Origin of the sequence: Paraburkholderia silviterrae (genome assembly GCF_004353915.1) — a bacterium.
Classification (GTDB): Bacteria; Pseudomonadota; Gammaproteobacteria; order Burkholderiales; family Burkholderiaceae; genus Paraburkholderia; species Paraburkholderia silviterrae.
Genome location: NZ_SMRP01000024.1, coordinates 100,126 through 116,404, shown reverse-complemented (window position 1 = coordinate 116,404; position 16,279 = coordinate 100,126). Strand labels below are relative to the sequence as shown.

The window sequence follows — 16,279 nt, the reverse complement described above, 5'->3', positions numbered from 1 at the left end:
CCTTATGCAGTACGTCCAGAACCCCGGTGGCTCCGCAAGAGCACCGGGGTTCTGGCGTTTGGGCGTAGCAAAAGCGCCTCGAGATTGTCCCGGATCCTGCTCAGGTCGGCGCTGTCGTCAGCCTTGTGGAAGCCTGCCATGTGCCGTAGCTGCTGCTCCGCGTCTGTTCGAACTCCTCGGCGCGATCCGCGAATTCCAGTCTCCGCAAGCGCAGCCGCGCCACGCTACTGCGAAGAACATAGCCAATGCGCCGCCCAGGAACAATGGCGAGACGGGGTTCGAAAAGGGCGTGCATGGATCGGTCCCGCGCCGTCACACCCTGCCGGACAAGCAATATTGAAGTAGCGCGGTGCCCTCGGTCATGGGTGCAGCGCACGTGCGATTCCGGCACACGTATGCCGCGGCCCGGCCGTCGACCGGGTGACACTCCCGGCCGATCGGCACGTCTTCTGCAAAAGCCAGCACGCGCGCGGGGAGGTAGGCGCGGCGAACGCCAGTTGCAAGCCCTGCGGCTGAACATTTCTCGCCGGCAAAGACGATCGCGAACGGGCCGCGCCGCACAAAGTCCATCGCGGCCATGAGGTGCGCGAAGGCGGATGGTACTCTGCCTGCTGCCGCCGTGTATCTCCGGAATTCGTGCTCGGCGCGCTCAAGGTAGAGATCGCGCCCGGTGAGTGCATGCAGACGCACGAAGGCAAATGCGGTTGATGAGATGCCCGATGGCGAGGCGCTGTCGTATGGGGCACGGGGCCTGTGCACCAAGGGCCCGCCATCGCACGGTGTGAAGTACAGCCCGTCCTCCCAGAACTTGTCGAGGATGAGGGTTGCGAGTTCGATCGCACGATCGAGGTAGCGCCTGTCGAAGCATGACTCGTAGAGATCGAGCAGCGCATTACAGAGAAAGGCGTAGTCCTCGAGGAACCCCGGCACCTTGGCTACGCCGTCCTTCCAGACCCGGAATACGCCGCCGTCGGCAAGTGTCAGTTCTTTCTCGATGAAATTGGCGGCACGCTTTGCCGCGCTGAGATACCCGGGGACACCCGTCGCCTGGAAGGCGGCACAGAGCCCCGCGATCATCAGACCATTCCAACCGGTGAGAATGTTGTCGTCCCGGGCCGGGCGCACACGTCGGGCGCGCGCCGCCAGCAACCGCTCGCGCCAGCCAGCGAGCTGCGCTTCCTCCAGCGCGTTCAGCTCGACCGCACGGTGGAGTACCGTGGCGCCGTACTCGAAATTGCCGGTTTCTGTCACACCGTAGGCCCGGCAGGCCAGTGTGCCCTCTGACTTACCAAGGACTGCCTTAATCTCGGCGGGCGTCCAGCAATAGAATTTGCCTTCCTGGCCTTCGCTGTCGGCATCTTCGCTGGCGTAGAAGCCCCCTTCGGGGTGCGTCATGTCGCGCAGAATATAGGCGACGGTCTCCTCGAAGATGCAGCGCCATGTTCGCTTGCCAGTCAGGCGCCAGGCATCTGCGTACAGCTTCACAAGCTGGCCATTGTCATAAAGCATTTTCTCGAAATGCGGCACGGCCCAACGCTCGTCGACGCTATAGCGGGCGAACCCGCCGCCGAGCTGGTCATAGATGCCGCCCGCCGCCATCCGGTCGAGTGTGCGTTCCAATGCGTCAAGCAGCGTGGGTTCGCGGCTTCGTTCATAGACGCGCAGCATGAGGTCGTAACAGCTCGGATTGGGGAACCTGGGTGCGCCGCCAAGCCCCCCATGAGCCGGGTCAGTGTCCCGTGCCAGGGCGCGTGCTGTCTGGGCAGGCAGATCTTCGACACGGGCGGCCGACCCGCCCTGGTGTGCCTGATCGAGCTGCCGGAAGCCCTGTTGAATCTGCACAATGGTGTCCCGCAATTCATCCTGCCGATACCGCCAGGCTTCACTCAGGGCTATCAACAGGCGCGCGAACCCGGGGCGGCCGTAGCGATCGTCCGGCGGGAAATAGGTGCCACCGAAGAACGGCTCTCCCTGTGGCGTGAGAAACACGGTAAGCGGCCAGCCGCCTCCTTGGCCCATCATCTGGCTGACCTGCTGGTAGATTTCATCGATGTCGGGACGTTCCTGCCGATCGACCTTAATGCTGACATAGCGCTCATTCATCTGGCTGGCAATGCGCGGATTCTCGAAGGACTCGTGCGCCATGACGTGGCACCAGTGGCACGCGGCGTAGCCCACCGAGAGAAGGATCGGCCTGTTTTCCTCGCGTGCACGGCGAAATGCCTCGTCGCTCCACGGATACCAGTCCACCGGGTTGTCCGCATGCTGGCGAAGATAAGGCGAGGATTCTGCAGCGAGCCGGTTTGTCATGTCGGCCTCCATCGGGGCGTACCCACCAGCGCTCTCCATCAATTTGGGCAGGGTCGTGTGCCCTGCAAGGGCGCGGCCAACTGCGCCGCGCTCATCGAACCGTCTGGTTCATCGACCGTTATGGCGTGAGGTGGATGCAGCCGTCATCAGGGGACAAGGCAATCGGAATTGCTCTTCGAACGCTCCAGCCTCACGTCGACATCCTGGATGTACCGATGGCCGTGACGTCGATGTCGCTAATCCGTCGCAATTCGGCGCGAATGGCAGCGTCATCAAGTTCGTCCAGCGGTATCTCGACGAGCGCCTCGACCCTGCATCGAATCTGCTGGAAAACCTGTTCGAATGCAGCACGTTTGCTTTCATCCGCGGCTTCCACGGCCACGGGGTCGGAGAAGCTCCAGTGTGCTGATGCGGGATGGCCGGGCCACAGCGGACATACCACGCCAGCGGCCTGATCGCATACGGTGATAACGAAGTCCATATGGGGTGCACTCGGTTCGGAGATGGCGAACTCGTCCCACGATTTGCTACGCAGATTCGCCAGGTCGTACCCAGTCTTGCGCACCTGTTCGATCGCGAAAGGATTGATCTTGCCGATCGGATTACATCCTGCGCTGTACGTGCGAAATCGACCTTTCCCCAGCGTGGCGAGTAGTGCCTCTGCCATCACGCTGCGCGCCGAGTTGCCGGTGCAAAGAAAGAGCACGTTATACGTCCGGTCATTCATGAACGGCTCCCTGAAAAAGCGGTCGAGAGCGTCACGCCAGTGGGGTGCGGTCCGCGTATCGATCTATCAGTCTAGTCCCGTCGCGTGCGGTGCGGGGAACGTGAGAGCGGCGACCGCGCGTTCATTCACGCAGCGGACCGTCACAGTTCGAGAAGGCGGTCAAGTCCGAGTGACGATCCCCGTCTTTCTGCTCTCAACCGAACGCGCAAACGACGAAAACGACGAAAACAACGAAAGCGCACAGCGCCGCGCCGAACAGGACCGTTCCGGCTGAGTTAGCCAGTGATTTGAGGCCATGAGATACCGCCATCAGGCTTGGGGCAGCAATCAGCCGTGCCCCGGCGACGCACAAAGATCGCACGTGTCGCTATCAACCGGCTGGTCGAAGCCTGGAAAGGGCGCGGGATCTTCGCCTATGCTTTCAGTTGGTAGCGCTCCGTTGCCAGTCGGGCAGTTGCGGGGGGAGGTATGCGTGTGCGCAAGGGTTTTGCCGGATGTGTGGGGGACACGCCGCTTATCAGGCTCGCCGGGCTCAGCGAGGAGACCGGCTGCGAGATTCTCGGCAAGGCCGAGTTCATGAACCCGGGCGGCTCGGTCAAGGACCGTGCCGCGCTGTATATCATTCGGGATGCCGAGCAGCGTGGCGAACTCAAGCCCGGGGGCACCGTGGTGGAGGGCACCGCGGGCAATACCGGCATCGGCCTTGCCCATATCTGCGCGGCTCGTGGCTATCGCTGCGTGATCGTCATTCCGGAGACGCAGTCCCCCGCAAAAATGGAGCTTTTACGCGTCTTGGGTGCTGAAGTCCGCCCGGTGCCGGCCGCACCGTACAAGGATCCGAACAACTACCAGAAGATCGCCGGAAGGCTCGCCCAGGAACTTGATCACGCGATCTGGGCGAATCAGTTCGACAATCTGGCCAACCGCAGGGCGCACTACGAGACTACCGGACCCGAAATCTGGCGTGATAGCGCTGGCACGGTCGATGCGTTCGTCAGTGCCACCGGTACTGGCGGCACCCTCGCGGGGGTGGCCCGTTTCCTGAAGGAAAAGAACCGCGACGTGCGGATCGTTCTCGCCGACCCGCACGGCAGCGGTTTGTACAGCTTCGTGAAGACGGGCGAGATTCAGGTGGAAGGCAATTCGATTACCGAGGGAATCGGCTCCAGCCGCGTCACTGCGAACCTCGAAGGCACGCCGATCGACGACGCCTACCGGGTCGATGACCAGTCATGCGTCACCATGGTTTACCGGTTGCTGCGTGAGGAAGGGCTCTATGTGGGTGGTTCGACAGGCATCAACGTCGCGGCCGCTGTCATGCTTGCCCGAGACATGGGGCCGGGACATACGATCGTCACACTGCTGTGCGATCGCGGCGAACTCTACCGATCCCGTCTTTTCAATCCGGACTGGCTCGAGCAAAGGGGGTTGGTTCCGGCATAGGTGGCCAGTCGAGCATCCGTGATGAAATTCACCAGGTTAATGTTCCCGCGCGCTTTGGCGAAGCGCTCTACGACGCGCTGGCCGAACCAAGACGACTGATGGTGGTGAAGGCGGCCGAACATAACGACTGGATTGGCCGCGTCGACGAAACCTGGTGGCGGGAGGCGCTCGGCTTTCTGCTCACGCCCTCGCACTGAACTCGAGCCCCGGCTCCTGAAGCAAGGTCCTCAAGCGCTGGTCGGCGCGGCCACGGTGCGCGGCCGCAGCGTCGCCATGATGAGATACATGCCACCGCCGATCCCCACACCGAAAAACCAGCCATAGGTGTTCCACCAGGCCGGCAGCAGGTTGGTGAGGTTCGGCAGGAAGGTCGAAAACACGCTGCCGAGCGCCGCAGAGGCCAGCGCGTTGACGTTCCAGCCGCCTTCGTAGCGGTACTCGCCGTGCTCCTGATAGAGCGCCGCGACGTTGATGTTGCCTTTGGCCACCAGATAGTAGTCCACCAGGATGATCCCCAGCAGCGGACCCATCGTGGCGCCGATGGCGTTCACGAAATGCGCGGCGTTGCCTTCCCACGGTGCGAACGGGTAGAGCACCAGCGCAATGGCCGCGGCGATGTAGCCGCCTTTCTTGAAGCTGATATGCCTCGGGAACACGTTGGAGATATCGAATGAAGCCGAGACGAAATTGGCCACCACGTTGATGCCCAGCGTGGCGACCGCGAAGGTCAGTGCGGCGATGAGTGCCAATACCCAGCTGTCGAATTTGGCCGAGATCTGCTCGGGGTGGAGCAGGACTTCGCCGTACACCTTGAAGGCGGCGATGGTGGTGACGCCAGCGACCAGCGAGAACGCGATCAGGTTGACCGGCAGACCCCACAGGTTTCCCTTCTTCACCGCGTCGCGGTTCTTCGCGTAGCGCGAGAAGTCGCAGAAGTTCAGGTATAACGCCGCGAAGTAGGTGATCCAGGTCGCGCCCACGGCCATCAGCGCCCAGAACGAGCCAGGCTCGCCGCTGACGCCGGCATCCCGGGTCTTCTCGAGCAGCATGTTCATCGGAATGCCATGGCTGAACGAGAAGCCGCCGGCCTTCACGCACAGACCGATCGCGAGAATCAGCATGGCGACCCACACCGCGGGACCCGCCCAGTCCTGGAATTTGCGCACCGTCTCCATGCCCTTCTGGATGATGAGCAACTGCAGCGCCCAGATGATCACATAGCAAATCACTGCCAGCCCCGAGTGGCCGAGCAAGCGCGTGCCCTGGTGGAATTGCATCAGGCTGCTGCTGCGGATCAGTAGCGCGACCAATGCGCCCGAAGCCGCTGCCGTTTGCGCGCCGTACCAGAAGCAGGCTACGACGGCACGCACCAGCGCCGCCAGATTGGCGCCCCACACGCCGAAGGAGGCGCGCGCCAGCACTGGATAAGGCACGCCGGTCCTCTCGCCCGCGTAGCCGATCAGGTTCATCAGCGCGAAGATCACCAGCGAGCCGAGCCCGATCGCCAGAATGAAGTTGGTAAAGTTGCCGCACAGCAGGAACAGGCTGGCGGCGAGGTAATAGCCCCAGAGGCTGTGCACGTCCGAGGTCCAGACGTTGAAGATGCTGAAGCCTCCCCAGTTGCGCTCCCTGGCGGGCGCGAGATCTTCGTTGTACAGCCTGGCGGAAGGGCTCAGGGTTTCCATCTGCATCTCCTTTGAACGCGTTGAATTCAGGCAACAACGACAGATCTCCTGGGCAGAGATACCGCGGTGCCTGAAGCGAGATGGCATGCAAGAACTGTAGCTACGCTGCCTTACAGTTTCGAATGGGTTAACCCTGACTGATCTATGTGCCGGCTGCCATCAAGTAGCCAGAATCGCGTGTACTGCAAACGCCTCTTCCTCTGCTTTGACACCTTCCCGTGCCGTGGAAAATTCAACGGGATATCGGGCTGCCATGCGTTTTTTGGGAAGCGCCGTCGCCTTGTCGGTGGTTCCGTTCGCAAACTGGACGACGCCTGCCGTTTTGCAGCGCAGCGTGGGTTTCGGCGGCCGCGCAGTCCGGTTTTTTTGCGCCGGTTGTCCATCCGCACTTGGCCCGCGCGTCATTGACACGGCGGCCCGATGTGCCCGTAAGCATGGCGAAATGGTGCCTATTGCCTGCGCTCACTTAATATCGATTCGCGGCGCCGCAGGGTTTCCTGGGCTGCCGTGAGCCCCTGGTCAAGTTCGCCCAGATGCTCCAGCATCCATTCGCCACTTCGCGTATCCAGCATTGCGTGCAGCAAGTTGCACTGCCCCACGAGCCGCTCATCGCAGCCGATTAGAGCCTCGATTGTCTCTGCTTCCTGGCGGTAGCGTTGTGTCATGCGATCCTGCTGCGGCACCGGCTGCGATTGCAGCCGGCCACTCAGCGTGCCGATACGGGCAGCGAGCTGTTCGAGCTGCTGCGCCGCCGCTGTCACCGACGGATCTGGAAATGGCTTTTCGCGAGACGGCGTGCCAAATCGTGCTCGCCGGTACTCGGACTCGGCACGCTCCACGCTCGAGCGCGCCATGCCGAGCAGCCATGCCGCCTTGCTGCGTACGAGCTGATCGTCAGCACGCAACTGGTTCTCGATCTTATAGAAGTTGTAGCCCCAGCCGTAAAACAGGTTGATCGCGGTTTGCCGGAGCACGCCTTCGTCATAGAATCCTGAATCCATCGCTAGGTTCTCGTGGAAAGCCCTGTATCGGACCCTAATGAATACACTCCGGCAGCCGGAACGCCGATCTGAAATGGCAAGCCTGCTGCAGCGTTGGGTGCGGAAACGAGACCTTTTTCGGCCATTCGTAAAGCAAGATAGTAACGAACGGCCTCAAGCGGTGTGAGGCCAATTGCCTGCAGCGAGATCAGTTCGCGCATCCGCTCGTCCTTCGGCATGATCAACACCTTGACGTCGTTGAGCAAGATGCCGAAAGTTTTCAGAAAATCGGAAAGGTGCATCTTCACCGAGTCCCTGATTTCGGTGATGTGCTCATTGATGCTTTCCATTTTCGTGACTTGCACGATCTGGTTGATGGCCTGTTCGATGGCCGGTCCCGCATACTCGGCCACTTCTTCGGTGTTGATGAAGTTTCCATTGAACGGCAAATGAGTAATCAGGTCGAGCGCCGCCTCCCTGGTATCGACGTGAACGTAATAGTCGACCTGATAAGCCATCTCGGCCATTTCCGCACTCGTCGCAACCCCCTGGTTGCGAATCAGGAGCTTCGAGCGATTAACGTAAATGACTTCGAAAACCCAAGGCGAGGACCCGCCAAAAAAACCTTGGGCAATTGAACCCAGAAGCGGCTTGTCGGGCGTGGTCAGTGCGTATTGCCCGGTTTCATAGATGTTGAGCACGGCGCCGCGCGATTTCAGAACGCAGAAGTGGTTGCTTTCGACGGTCAACAGCGATCCCGAAACGATGCTTTCATCGGCGATCTTGACCGCCAGGCCCCTGGTGCCCAGCATATCGGTGCCGTCACGCTGTAGCGACGTGATAACCTGCCTTGCGATGGCCATGCAATGCTCCTTATATCCAGTCGAAGAATTCGAAGGGCAGCGGTTGCCGTGACTCCTAGCGTTCCAAGCATATAACCAAGCCGCAGAATATAAAATCGTTCTATGTGTGGCACCGAACCTCCGGAATATCCACGAGGGCAGGACGACCCGATGACACGTCTTGACAGTCCTATCGACGCTGGCCGTCTCGACGACGAATGGCTCGAAGCGGACGGCAGTGGCGGATTCGCGTCCGGCACGGCCGGCACCGCGCGTACGCGCCGCTACCACGCGTTGCTGCTCGCGGCGACGCAGCCGCCCACTGGCCGCGTGGTGCTCGTCAACGGCATCGAAGCCTGGATCGAGGATGGCGAGTGCAAAACAGCGCTGACGATGCAGCGCTATTCGCCCGATCTGCTCTATCCCGACATCTCGGAGAGCATCGCGAGCTTCGCCACGTCGCCGTGGCCGACGTGGCGCTTCCTGCTGGGCGGCGGCGCGGTGCTCACAGCCGAGCTGTTCGTTGCTAAGGCGAGCCGTGAGACCGTGCTGCGCTGGCACCTCGAAGCACCGTCCGGGGTCGGGTCCGGGGTCAAGTCAAATACGCGCACCGATGCACCCGAGTCGCAGGCCATGCCGCCGGCGCCCACGCTGAAAGTTCGACCGCTGATGTCGGGCCGCGACTATCATGCGCTGCACCACGAGAACCCGGCGTTCGCGTTCGATGCCCAGATCGACGGCGAGCGGGTGCGCTGGCAACCGTACGCCGATCTGCCCGAGATTGTTGCCTTCTCGAACGGCAGCTATACGCATGCGCCGGACTGGTACCGCAGCTTCTGCTATCCGCGTGAACGAGAGCGCGGTCTCGACTACATCGAGGATCTCGCGACGCCGGGGGTATTCTCGTTCGATCTCGGCAAAGGCGACGCAGTACTTATGTTGCGTGCGCAACCATTGACAGAGGCGGCTGATTCCCTGCATGGGGCCGGCGACAGCGCGGCGAGCCGCGCGACCCTGCTCGCCGGCTTCGAGGCGCTGCGCAGGGCGTCGCGCGGCTCGCGCCTCGCGCGCTCCGCTGACGCCTACATCGTCGCGCGAGGCGACGGCCGCACGATCGTCGCGGGCTACCCCTGGTTCACCGACTGGGGCCGCGACACGTTCATCTCCATGCGTGGCCTGCTGATCGCAAACGGCCGCTACGAGGACGCGGGTGCGATCCTGCTCGAATGGGCGGCGACAGTCTCCGAAGGCATGCTGCCGAATCGTTTTCCCGACGCCGGCAGTGTGCCCGAGTACAACTCGGTCGATGCATCGCTGTGGTTCGTGGTTGCGGTGCACGACTATTTCGAAGCGGCGCACGTGCCGAGCGCAACGCGGCGTATGCTGCAAGGCGCGGTCGACGCGATCCTTGACGGCTACGCGCGCGGCACGCGCTACCGGATCGCAGCCGATCCGCGTGACGGGCTGCTGCGAGCCGGCGTGCCGGGCGTACAGCTCACCTGGATGGATGCGAAGGCTGGCGACTGGGTCGTCACGCCACGCATCGGCAAGCCGGTCGAAGTCGAGGCGCTATGGATCAACGCGCTACACATCGCGGGCGCGTGGGATGCGCGCTGGCGCGAACTCGAAGCGCGCGCCAGCGCCTCGTTCGCCGAGCGCTTCGTCGATCCATCGACGGGCGCACTATTCGACGTGATCGACGTCGATCATGTCGAGGGCAACGTCGATCACTCGATTCGGCCGAATCAGATCTTCGCGGCAGGCGGTCTGCCGTTCGCGCTGCTCGAAGGCGACGCGGCACGCGCGGTCGTCACGGAGGTTCAAACGCATCTGCTCACACCGATGGGGCTGCGTACGCTGGCGCCGTCGGACCCCGCCTGGCGCGGGCGTTACGGTGGCGGCGTGCTGGAGCGCGATGGCGCGTATCATCAGGGCACGGTCTGGCCCTGGCTGCTCGGGCCCTTCGTGGACGCATGGCTGCGCGTCAATGGCGATACCGTGGCACAACGCGCGCTCGCACACGAGCGCTTTGTCGCGCCGCTGCTCGCGCAACTTGACCGTGCCGGGCTCGATCACATTTCCGAGGTCGCCGATGGCGACGCGCCCCACATGCCGGGAGGCGCACCGTTCCAGGCGTGGTCGCTCGGTGAGTTGCTGCGCATGCTCAAACGGCTTGGCGATCCAGACTAGCCCGGTTCTGTACGCTGCGCCGCCTGCCTGCGAGCCGCAGCGCAAAAAGCGCGCTAGCATGTGACTCTCGACGCGCTTGCGCGCCGTCCGACGTGGTGCGCCCGATGGACGACCCCGGCGGCCCCACGAGAGGGAGATGCACATGCTGCAGCGTGCCGCCGGCCTCATTCAGACTATTGAAGGCCAACGCCTGTACTCGAGCGACTATGCCCGCTGGCAACGCTGGGGGCCGTACCTGAGCGAGCGCCAGTGGGGCACGGTGCGCGAAGACTACAGCGAGCACGGCACCGCGTGGGATTACTTTCCGCACGACCACGCGCGCATGCGTGCCTATCGCTGGGGCGAGGACGGCCTGGCAGGTTTTGCCGACGAGCGGCTCGCCTGGTGTTGTTCCGTTGCACTCTGGAACGGCCTCGACCCGATCCTGAAGGAGCGGCTGTTCGGCCTCACGAACAAAGAGGGCAATCATGGCGAGGACGTGAAGGAGCTGTACTTCTATCTCGACAGCACGCCGACGCATTCGTATATGCGCATGCTTTACAAGTACCCGCAGATCGCGTTTCCGTACCAGGACCTGATCGACGAGAACGCACGGCGCGGCGCCAACTTGCCCGAGTACGAAATCCTCGATACCGGCGTATTCGACGACGAACGTTATTTCGACGTGCAGATCGAATACGCCAAGCACACGCCGGAAGACATTGTGATGCGCGTTACGGTCGAGAATCGCGCGGAGCAGCACGCATCGCTCGACGTGCTGCCGCAGATCTGGGCACGCAACACGTGGTCGTGGAAGGCCACAGTCGGCAAGCCGTCGCTCACGCTCGTCTCGTCGTCAGATGGCGAACACGTTCTCGCGCAGTGTATGGGTGACAATTCGCACGAGCCGCTCGTCGTGACGGCTGCGTCGAAGGGTGGCGAGCGCGTCGAGTGGCTGTTTTGCGAGAACGACACCAACGTGAAGCGGCTCTTTGGCATGGACGGCGGCGGCCCGTTCAAGGACGGCATCAGCGACTATGTCGTGCATGGCCACGCAGACGCGATCCGGCGCGACGCCGGCACGAAGGCTGCCGCGCGGGTTCATCTCGAACTCGCGGCGCACGGGCGCGCCGTGCTCACGTTCCGCTGGCGGCCACTTTGCGCGCCCAGGGACGAGGTGCCGCTCGACATCGACACCCTTTTCGCGCACCGCATCGACGAAGCGGATGCGTTCTACGGTGCACTGCAGCGTGACATCGAGTGTGCCGACGCGCGGCTCGTGCAGCGCCAGGCACTCGCGGGCATCCTGTGGTCGAAGCAGTACTACCAGTACGACGTGCACCGCTGGATCGAAGGCGATCCGCTGCAGCCGCCGCCGCCCGCGGGCCGCCAGCGCGGCCGCAATGCGGATTGGCAGCATCTGTGCAATGCGGACATCCTCTCGATGCCGGACAAGTGGGAGTACCCATGGTACGCATCCTGGGACCTCGCATTCCAGGCGGTCGCGTTCGCGCTGGTCGATCCGATGTTCGCGAAGAAGCAAATGCTGCTGCTCGTGAAGGACCGCTACCAGCATCCGAACGGCCAACTACCCGCGTACGAGTGGGCATTCGGCGACGCGAATCCACCGGTGCATGCGTGGGCCGCGTGGCGTGTCTATGAGATCGATCGCTCGATCACGGGAAAGGGCGATCGGGAATTTCTCGAGCTGATCTTCCATAAACTGCTGCTGAATTTTTCCTGGTGGGTGAACCGCAAGGATGCGGACGGCCACAACATCTTTCAGGGCGGCTTCCTCGGACTCGACAACGTCGGCATCTTCGACCGCTCGTCGCCGCTGCCAACGGGCGGCCGTCTCGATCAGGCGGACGGCACCGCATGGATGGCCGCGTATGCGCTGGACCTGATGCGCATTGCGCTCGAACTCGCGTTCGAGAATCACGTGTTCGTCGACATCGGCGTGAAGTTCTTCGAGCACTTTCTGTACATCGCGGGCGCCGTGAGCTGCGATGACGGCTGCGACACCGGGCTGTGGGACAGCGTCGACGAATTCTTCTACGACAAGCTGCGGCTGCCCGACGGCACCGCCGTGCCGTTGCGGATGCGCTCGATAGTCGGGCTGATTCCGTTCTTCGCGGTGCGTGTGCTCGAGGAGCGGGTGCACGGCGGCCTGCCAGGTCTGCGCGACCGGCTCGTCTGGTTTCTCGGACACCGGCCCGACCTTGCCCGGCTCGTGTCGCGCTGGAACGAGCCGGGCCAGGGCAATTCGCTGCTGCTGTCGCTCTTGCGCGGGCACCGGATGAAGGCATTGCTGCGGCGCGTCCTCGACGAAAGCGAGTTCCTCTCGGACCATGGCGTACGTGCGCTATCGCGCACCCACCTCGACGAGCCTTTCGTCTACGGCTACAACGGCTGCAATTTCTGCGTCAAATACCTGCCCGCCGAATCGGACTCGCGCGTGTTCGGCGGCAATTCGAACTGGCGCGGCCCGGTGTGGATGCCGGTCAACTATTTGCTGATCGAGTCGCTGTACGAATTCCACCGCTACTACGGCGACGACTTTCTCGTCGAGTATCCGACTGGCTCGGGCGCGAAGCTGTCGCTCGCGCAGATCGCCGACGAGCTTGCGCGCCGCGTCACGACACTCTTTCTGCTCGACAGCAACGACGAGCGTCCGGTGATGGGCGCCTACCCGCTGCTGCAGGCCGATCCGCGTTGCCGCGACCTTGTGCTGTTTCACGAGTACTTCCACGGAGACAGCGGGCGCGGCGTTGGCGCATCGCACCAGACAGGGTGGACCGCGCTCGTCGCGTTGATGCTGCAGCCGCACGTGATGAGTCCATCGGGCAACGTCCCCGTCGCGGGCGAGTTCAAAGAGGTGGGGGTGGTCAAGTGATGATTCCACTTTCGACACAGCGAGTCCTGCGCTGCCGCCTTGTGCTCCATCTCGCCACGGCCATACTGCTTGCGTGCGTCGTCCAGCCGTCGAGCGCCCAGTCGATCGTTTCCCGGGACCCGGCCGATGCGGGTTTGCCCGTCGAGGTGGACGGACGACACATCGCGGAACTCGAAGCCCGTGCCGCGGCATCTGCGCCCGAGGGGGCATCGGACGCCGAACTGTGCGCGTTTTATCAGGCGCGAGGGCTGGCCAACTATAGCCTCGGGCGTTATCCAGAGGCGATTTCCGATCTATCGCAGGCGGCTCAGTTAAGCCCGCCAACGCAGAAAGTCACCGAGCGCTGCGATAAATGGCGCATTCGATATGATCTTTCGACCGCCTTTGCTGCGTCGGGTGACATTGTTGCCCAGATCGACTATTTGAAGCGCACGCTCGCGGCAATGCCAGCGTCGTCGCTGCGTCACCAGGCGTATTTCCACGCGCGCCTTGCCGATGCCTATATTACGCTGGGCATGCTGCATGAGGCCGGTGCGGAGTTGCAGCAGGTCAAAAACATTCTGTCCGACGTAAGAGGCGAAAGCAGCGGTGGGTTCAAGGACCTGGATCTGGCGGTGGTCTATTCGCTCGAGGGAAGGCTGCAGATGGTGCAGGGCAACTACCGGGCTGCCGAGGACCTCGAACGGCAAGAAGTCGACGCACGTCGACGTTTCCTGGCAGAGCTGAACGACAGGCACACGCCGGACAGCGCAGTGGTGCGGTGGCATCGAGAGGCATTGACAACGGCAGAACGCAGGTTGGTGGCCACGCTCGTAAGCGAGGGCAAGTTGGGTGAAGCAGCCTACTACGCACGCGAGTCGCTGGCCGAAACCCAGGCCCTGTCCGGCCCGAGCACCGTCGCCACCAGTGCGGCGCTCAAACAGCTTGGCGTGATCCGACTTCAGCAAGGCCAGGTGGACCAGGCCGCGGCGCTGTTGGAGCAGGCGCTGCAATCCGTTCAGCAAGCGCAGGTTCAACCGTATTCGTTGGCCTTGGCGGACCGTCGCGCATGGATCGGACTCGTGCAGGTCATGCGGGAGAATTGGACAGAGGCGGCCAATACCTTTGCCGTTCGTGATGCCGACCAGCGACGTAGCCCTGAGCAATTCGCGCAGCGCGGATCGGGCAATCTTGACTGGGCATTTGCGTTACAAAATAGCGGCCGGCCCGCACGCGCCGAAGCCATGTTGCGACGAATGCTTGCGTGGAGACAGCGTCACCGATTCAGCGATCCCCTTGTGACTGCCTATATACGAGGGTACCTGGCGAACGCGCTGGCTTCGCAACACAAGCAAGATGAGGCTTTGGAGCAATACCGGCTCTCGTTCCCGGAGATGACCGGACTGAACGGGTCTGAATCGGGCGGATCCGACAGCGACTGGCCGGGCGGATTCGTGCGCCAATACCGGCTGCGCGTGGTCGTCGAAGGCTATCTGGATCTGCTTGCGAACATGCAGGCGTCCGCGACATCGAAACCGGGCATCGATGTCGCGAATGAGGCGTTCAAAGTAGCCGATATTGCACGCAACTCCGCTGTGCAGCAGGCGGTCGTTGCGAGCGTGGCTCGCGCTAACCTGCCGGACCCGCAGCTCGCCGCGCTAGCCCGCCGCGAACAAGATGCCGCAAATCGCGCACAGTCACTCGGTCATCTGCTCGAGCATTTGACTGCCTTGCCGACCTCGCAGATTGACGACGCGACGGTGACGGCGCTCGAGCGTGAGCTACATGGCGCGGCCGAGCAGCAAGCCAATTTGAGCAGGGAGATCAATGCCCGGTTCCCTGGCTACGCCGACTTGACCGAGCCGCGTCCAGCGTCGATCGATGAAGTACGGCGACTGTTGCGGCCGGGCGAGGCACTCGTCGCGATTTATGTCGGCGCCCGTCAAACGTATGTATGGACGCTCTCTGGCGAACGTACAAGCTTTCGGGCGGTCGGCGTTGCACGTCAGCACTGGCGGGAGCAGGTCGCGTTGCTACGGCAGAGCGTCGATCTCTCGGACGGTCGGATCAAGCCTTTCGATGTCGCGGCCGCGCAGCGGCTCTACACCTTGCTGCTCGGTCCGGACGCTGACCTGTGGGCATCGGCACGGACGCTCGACGTGATTCCGGACGGCCCCCTTGGGCAGGTTCCCTTTGCTCTTCTACTGACGGAACCGGGCGATATCTCTCGACCCGGCACGCGTGACACCTATGCGGACATGCCCTGGCTCATCAAAAAGCTTGCGATCGAACAGTATCCATCGGCCAACGGCTTGGTTGCGCTGCGTAAGGCAGCGCCTGTGGCGAGCGAGCGTCGACCGTTTGTTGGCTTTGGCGATCCCGTGTTTGACGTGGACGCGCCGCCAGCCACCACGACGCGCGGCCTGGCGGTTCGCCACCTCGCCATGGCGCCCTCCCAGCCGGACCCGGCGAGCGTAGCCGAACCCGCGAAACCGGCCAGCCAACCGGCGGCTGTGCTGCCAGACGCGTCGGCCATGCCGGCCATCTCGCGAGGCGAGGTTTATTCGCATCTCCCGGCACTCCCCGATACCGGCGACGAACTTCGCGACATGGCCAAGGCGATGGGTGCCGACCCGCAGCGCGATCTCTTTCTTCAACGCCGAGCGACGGTCTGCAACGTGAAAGCCACCGACCTGTCGCAATACCGCGTCGTGGCCTTTGCAACCCACAGCCTCGCCGCCGGCGAAGTCATCGGACTCGACGAGCCCGTGCTTGCGATGTCCAATCCCGCACTCGTACACGACGGGTGCAGCAACGGCTTTCTGAGTCTCGACGACGTGTTCGCGCTCAAACTCGATGCGGACTGGGTGGTGCTGTCGGCATGCGACACAGGCAGCGGCGATGGCATGGGCAACGAAGCGGTCTCCGGACTGGGACGGGCCTTCTTTTATGCTGGTGCGCGCAGCCTCCTGGTCTCAAACTGGGCAGTGGAGACGGTCTCGGCGCGGCTGCTGACCACGAGGCTATTTCGGATACAAGCCGCCAATCGAGGCATCACGCGAGCCGAGGCGCTACGGCAATCAATGCTCGAACTCATGTCCGCGCGAGGCAGCGACTATGGGCATCCGGCGTTCTGGGCCGCTTTTTCGCTAGTTGGCGACGGAGCGCGTTGAGCCGGCTGCTGCGGTGCAAACCGGCTTCCATGAGGGAGAGCGTCCTTCCAAAAACGGCCCAAATAATCGATAACT

9 protein-coding genes are annotated in these 16,279 nt (G+C 62.9%); 4 read left to right on the top strand and 5 right to left on the bottom strand.

Translation table 11 applies throughout. The annotated features are described in order from the left end of the window. Nucleotides 1-312: 312 nt before the first annotated feature. Together EYW47_RS32055 and EYW47_RS32050 are read right to left on the bottom strand one after the other, a co-directional pair. A complete protein-coding gene (locus tag EYW47_RS32055; protein ID WP_133198824.1) occupies nucleotides 313-2,310 on the bottom strand; it encodes a thioredoxin domain-containing protein in 1,998 nt (665 codons plus the stop codon). 190 nt (nucleotides 2,311-2,500) lie between these two features. Continuing rightward, the gene (locus EYW47_RS32050; RefSeq protein ID WP_133198823.1) at nucleotides 2,501-3,037 is read right to left on the bottom strand and encodes an arsenate reductase ArsC; all 537 of its coding nucleotides are present in this window, start codon (nucleotides 3,035-3,037) and stop codon (nucleotides 2,501-2,503) included. 468 nt (nucleotides 3,038-3,505) lie between these two features. Between EYW47_RS32050 and EYW47_RS32045 the strand changes: the two genes are divergently transcribed. Beyond that, the gene (locus EYW47_RS32045) at nucleotides 3,506-4,480 is read left to right on the top strand and encodes a cysteine synthase A (RefSeq protein ID WP_133198822.1); all 975 of its coding nucleotides are present in this window, start codon (nucleotides 3,506-3,508) and stop codon (nucleotides 4,478-4,480) included. A 227-nt stretch (nucleotides 4,481-4,707) separates the two neighbouring features. Here the strand turns inward: EYW47_RS32045 and EYW47_RS32035 are convergent, their stop codons facing one another. The 3 genes from EYW47_RS32035 to EYW47_RS32025 all read right to left on the bottom strand — a co-directional run bounded on the left by EYW47_RS32035 (nucleotide 4,708) and on the right by EYW47_RS32025 (nucleotide 8,008). Further along, nucleotides 4,708-6,165, bottom strand: coding sequence for an NCS1 family nucleobase:cation symporter-1 (locus EYW47_RS32035; protein WP_133198821.1), 1,458 nt, complete (start codon nucleotides 6,163-6,165; stop codon nucleotides 4,708-4,710). Nucleotides 6,166-6,614: 449 nt separating this feature from the next. Further along, entirely contained in the window at nucleotides 6,615-7,166 is a 552-nt protein-coding gene (locus EYW47_RS32030; protein ID WP_133198820.1) for a hypothetical protein, read from the bottom strand. 2 nt (nucleotides 7,167-7,168) lie between these two features. After that, nucleotides 7,169-8,008 (bottom strand): SPFH domain-containing protein, encoded by an 840-nt coding sequence (locus tag EYW47_RS32025; protein WP_133198819.1) that lies wholly within the window; start codon nucleotides 8,006-8,008, stop codon nucleotides 7,169-7,171. 150 nt (nucleotides 8,009-8,158) lie between these two features. Here EYW47_RS32025 and EYW47_RS32020 point away from each other — a divergent pair, with 150 nt between their 5' ends. From EYW47_RS32020 to EYW47_RS32010, 3 genes are all read left to right on the top strand, one after another. After that, on the top strand, nucleotides 8,159-10,177 hold the full coding sequence (locus EYW47_RS32020; protein WP_133198818.1) for an amylo-alpha-1,6-glucosidase: 2,019 nt from the start codon (nucleotides 8,159-8,161) through the stop codon (nucleotides 10,175-10,177). Between the two features lie 142 nt (nucleotides 10,178-10,319). Then, complete coding sequence (locus EYW47_RS32015; protein ID WP_377785381.1) at nucleotides 10,320-13,052, top strand: MGH1-like glycoside hydrolase domain-containing protein; 2,733 nt, start codon at nucleotides 10,320-10,322, stop codon at nucleotides 13,050-13,052. Then, nucleotides 13,052-16,204 (top strand): CHAT domain-containing protein, encoded by a 3,153-nt coding sequence (locus tag EYW47_RS32010; RefSeq protein WP_133198816.1) that lies wholly within the window; start codon nucleotides 13,052-13,054, stop codon nucleotides 16,202-16,204. The genes EYW47_RS32015 and EYW47_RS32010 overlap by 1 nt, the downstream gene beginning before the upstream one ends. Nucleotides 16,205-16,279: the final 75 nt, after the last annotated feature.

Coding starts and splice junctions, on each gene's coding strand:
- EYW47_RS32055 (WP_133198824.1), bottom strand. CDS start 2,310: ATGACAAACCGGCTCGCTGCAGAATCCTCGCCTTATCTTCGCCAGCAT.
- EYW47_RS32050 (WP_133198823.1), bottom strand. CDS start 3,037: ATGAATGACCGGACGTATAACGTGCTCTTTCTTTGCACCGGCAACTCG.
- EYW47_RS32045 (WP_133198822.1), top strand. CDS start 3,506: ATGCGTGTGCGCAAGGGTTTTGCCGGATGTGTGGGGGACACGCCGCTT.
- EYW47_RS32035 (WP_133198821.1), bottom strand. CDS start 6,165: ATGGAAACCCTGAGCCCTTCCGCCAGGCTGTACAACGAAGATCTCGCG.
- EYW47_RS32030 (WP_133198820.1), bottom strand. CDS start 7,166: ATGGATTCAGGATTCTATGACGAAGGCGTGCTCCGGCAAACCGCGATC.
- EYW47_RS32025 (WP_133198819.1), bottom strand. CDS start 8,008: ATGGCCATCGCAAGGCAGGTTATCACGTCGCTACAGCGTGACGGCACC.
- EYW47_RS32020 (WP_133198818.1), top strand. CDS start 8,159: ATGACACGTCTTGACAGTCCTATCGACGCTGGCCGTCTCGACGACGAA.
- EYW47_RS32015 (WP_377785381.1), top strand. CDS start 10,320: ATGCTGCAGCGTGCCGCCGGCCTCATTCAGACTATTGAAGGCCAACGC.
- EYW47_RS32010 (WP_133198816.1), top strand. CDS start 13,052: ATGATTCCACTTTCGACACAGCGAGTCCTGCGCTGCCGCCTTGTGCTC.